The sequence below is a fragment of the Lutibacter sp. genome (assembly GCF_040883305.1).
Lineage (GTDB): Bacteria > Bacteroidota > Bacteroidia > Flavobacteriales > Flavobacteriaceae > Lutibacter.
Map to the genome: position 1 here is coordinate 1 of NZ_JBFLKT010000147.1, position 3,881 is coordinate 3,881.

Annotated in this window: 4 protein-coding genes; all 4 read right to left on the bottom strand. The window is 28.7% G+C overall.

From position 1 onward, the window contains the following. Nucleotides 1-30 precede the first annotated feature (30 nt). Nucleotides 31-1,455 (bottom strand): SDR family oxidoreductase, encoded by a 1,425-nt coding sequence (locus tag AB1Z17_RS04850; RefSeq protein WP_368050669.1) that lies wholly within the window; start codon nucleotides 1,453-1,455, stop codon nucleotides 31-33. Beyond that, nucleotides 1,456-2,073 (bottom strand): flavin reductase family protein, encoded by a 618-nt coding sequence (locus AB1Z17_RS04855; protein ID WP_368050670.1) that lies wholly within the window; start codon nucleotides 2,071-2,073, stop codon nucleotides 1,456-1,458. Continuing rightward, nucleotides 2,073-3,386: an ABC1 kinase family protein gene (locus AB1Z17_RS04860; protein ID WP_368050671.1), complete on the bottom strand. Its 1,314-nt coding sequence runs from the start codon at nucleotides 3,384-3,386 to the stop codon at nucleotides 2,073-2,075. The genes AB1Z17_RS04855 and AB1Z17_RS04860 overlap by 1 nt, the downstream gene beginning before the upstream one ends. A gap of 12 nt (nucleotides 3,387-3,398) precedes the next feature. Then, nucleotides 3,399-3,881, bottom strand: a 483-nt coding sequence (locus AB1Z17_RS04865) for a TetR family transcriptional regulator C-terminal domain-containing protein (protein ID WP_368050672.1), incomplete at its 5' end; no start/stop codon positions are given.

Below are 3,881 nucleotides of genomic sequence, written 5' to 3' on the forward strand. Positions count from 1 at the left end.
GTTGTAAAAAAATCTTTAATACAGTAGTTTTTATTTTGATTTTGCCAATGCTGAAATCATTCCATTAAAAACAAAAAAATGAAAAGGTGTTACTGCATACCAGTATAAGCGTCCTGCAATTCCTTGAGGTCTAAAGGTTGCTGTTTGGTACAAGATGTTATTTTCAATTTTAAATTCTAACCAAGCTTCACCTGGAAGTTTCATTTCCGCATATAATAAAAGTTTTTTAGCTTCTTTATTTACATAAATAACACGCCAAAAGTCTAAACTATCTCCATTATTTAATTCAGTTGGATGTGTCCGTCCACGCCTTAACCCAATTCCGCCAAAAAATTTATCAAAATAACCACGTAATTTCCACAAAAAAGTACCGTAATACCAGCCATTTTTTCCCCCAATTGACCAAATTTTATCTAGCGTGTAGTTTTCATTTTTTAAAATACGCTGTTTTTTATCGGTAAAACATCCATACTTTGGGACATTAATATGTTTATGTAAATCACTTTCTAACGCGCTACTTATAAATGAATCTTTCCAACTTGAAACAATACTGTTTTGTTCAATTTTTACAAAAGCATTTTCCACAGCTTCTCTGTATGAAATAGGTTTTACTTTTAATAGTTGGTAAATGTTACTCGGGTTTCCAATAATTTCTATGCCCATGCTGTTTACCAATGAGGAGGCAAGTTTATAAGAAGTTGAAGTTACAAAATACAACCAATAAGATGAAAGTTTTGGGGTCATTAACGGAATAGTTATAATGCGTCTTTTTAAACCTCTAATGTCTGCAAATTCTAAAAGCATTTCCTTATAAGTAAGTATTTCTGGCCCAAAAATATCAAACGATTTATTGTACAACTCTTTTTTCCCAATAGCTCTTTGTAAAAAAGCCAAAACATCTCTAATTGCAATAGGCTGGGTTTTGGTGTTGAGCCATTTTGGAGTTACCATAAATGGTAGTTTTTCAACTAAATCTCGAATTATTTCAAAAGAAGAACTACCTGAACCGACAATTATTCCCGCTTTAAAAGTGGTTAATGCATAATTATTAGACGCTAACCTATTTTCAACATTTTTACGTGATAATAAATGTTTAGATAGTTTTGTATCGTTTGTAATTCCACTTAAATAAATTACTTGTTCAACAGAAGTTGTTTCAATATAATTTTTAAAATTTTGTGCACATTTTTCTTCAAGCGTGTGAAATTCTGTTGAAGAATTAGACATAGAATGAATTAAATAATAAGCCGTATAAATATCTTTTGGGATATTTTTAAAAGTTTCTGGTTTTAAAAAATCAACTTCTACAAAATGTATATTTTTATCGTTTATAAAATTTTTTGGAGCTCTGTTTTTATCACGCACAGTGCAAACAATACTATGACCATCGTTTAACAACAAAGGTATTAAGCGTTTTCCAATATAGCCTGTTGCGCCTGTAACTAGAATTTTCATTTATTTTATAGGTTTTTGGTATTCAAATCGTTCTTTCAATGTTGGAATTGCATAACCATTTAGTCCATTAATAGTTGCAATTTTTCCTTCAGATAAATCAATAAATCCATCATCTTTTAAAAGTTCGTCTTGAATATACAATTCTTGAATTTCTCCTATAACAAGTTTTGTGTTATTAGACTTAATATCATATTCTTCAACAAATTTCATAGCAATTTGAATAGGGCAATCTTTTACAAATGGTACAAAAAAGTTGTTTTTATAGATGGTTTCTAAATTTGTAACATCGAATTCCGAAATACTACAATCGTATTTTGCAGAAGTGTGGTGCGCATCTTTAATAATTTTCTCGTGTACATGATTTATAGTATAATAGCCAGTTTCCATAATGTTTTCATACGTATTTCTTGGCACTGATGTAGGTCTTAAAATAAAACCTAATAATGGAGGTGCCGAACCTAAATGTATTACGGAACTAAAGATAGCAACATTTGTGTTGTTTTCAGTAGATTTTGTCGCAATTAAATTTGCGGATTTAAAACCAGCGCAACTATTAATAAGATTTATTTTATATAAATGATTTAAATTATGAATTTCATCAATATTAAAATATGTCATTATAAAATTTTATAATTATTAATGTGAACCTCTGTTGCTTTTAAATCGAACATTAAATTATATAATCCAAAAAAGGTTCTGTTGATGTAAATAAAATGTTTAGAACCTCTATTTCCATTCATCTTTTTGAGTTCCGTACTTTTAGAATAACGTTCTCCTAATTCGGCAATTTTTTTAAAGAAATTTGGATTAGAAAAATCAAATACTTCCTTATGAAAAGGTTGTGTAAACAAACTTAACATATCATAAAACATTGCAGTAAAAAAAGCTAATTCTTCGGGAGAATCATCATCTCTTAAAATTTCTAATTCAACTAATTTTTGTTTAAATATTTCTGGATTCTGAATATTTTCTTTTTTTGCCAATTCAAAATAAGGAATGTAGAATTCGAGTGGAATTGTTTTCATACAGCCAAAATCTAACGCAATTAAATTAGCATCTTTGGAAATTAAAAAATTTCCAGGATGTGGATCTGCGTGTACTTTTTTAAGCGAATGAATTTGATACATATAAAAATCCCATAAGGCTTGCCCTAATTTATTGGACTTTTGTGCATCAGTGTTATATGCAGTAAATTCTGATAAATGTTCACCGTGCATCCAATCCATTGTAATAATCCTTTCTGAAGAAAATTCCTCATAATATTTAGGGAAATATAAGTTTGGAATGTGTTTACACGCTTCTGAAATTTCTTTGCTTTGTTTTATTTCAATTAAATAGTTGGTTTCTTCAATTAATTTATCTTCAACTTCTTTAAAATATTTATCAGAATCTTTTCCTTTAATATTAAACATACTAACGGCAATAGGTTTTACCATAGTAAGATCGCTAGAAATACTATTTGCTATACCCGGATATTGAATTTTCACTGCTAAATTTTTACCATCTTTTTCAGCTTTATGCACTTGTCCAATACTTGCAGCATTTACAGAATTTGCATTAAAAGTGTCAAAAATTTCATCAGGAGCTTTTCCAAAATACTTTTTGAATGTTTTTACAACTAAAGGTGCGGATAATGGAGGTACAGAAAATTGAGATAAAGAGAATTTTTCTACATAGGCTTGTGGTAAAACACTTTTTTCCATACTCAACATTTGAGCAACTTTTAATGCGCTACCTTTCAATTTTTTTAGCCCATCATAAATGTCTTCAGCATTGTTTTTATTAAGTTTTTCTTTCGCTTCGTCTTCTGTATTAACTAATTTATCTCCGTAGTATTTTAAGTAATTTATTCCAACTTTTGCACCAGTTTGAACTAGTTTAGAGGCTCTATGAATTTTAGAAACTGGAATTGTATCGATAGTTTTTAGCATAGTATTTATATTCTAATTTATGTTCATTTTTTCTTTATATAAAAATTTACCCAAATCAATAATACTTTTTAATGGAGTTGAGTCAATTAAATCGAAGCTTGTATTTACAGATTTTTCAATAAAAATATCTGTCTTTTCAAAATTGGCAGAACTGTCGTCTAACCAAAATTTTAGAGTAATTAATAGTTGAATCCAGGCGGTTTCTTTTATGCTTTTTTGTTGAATTTGCGCTATGTTTTTCTGTTTCAAATCAATAGTTTCAATTTCAAGATCACCTATATACTGTGAAAAGCTCGTTTTAAGGTTGGATAAGGCATCTAATTTTTTTAGATCTAACTTTTTAGAATTTAAAGTTGCAACAACGTAGCTTCTATTTACAGTTAAATTTTCAAAAAAAGTATAATAGAAACTCAATAACTTATTCCGAGCATCAAATGTTTGATAATCTTTACTCTTATTCAAAACTGTTATTGTGTTTTCAAAAAATGTGTTGAA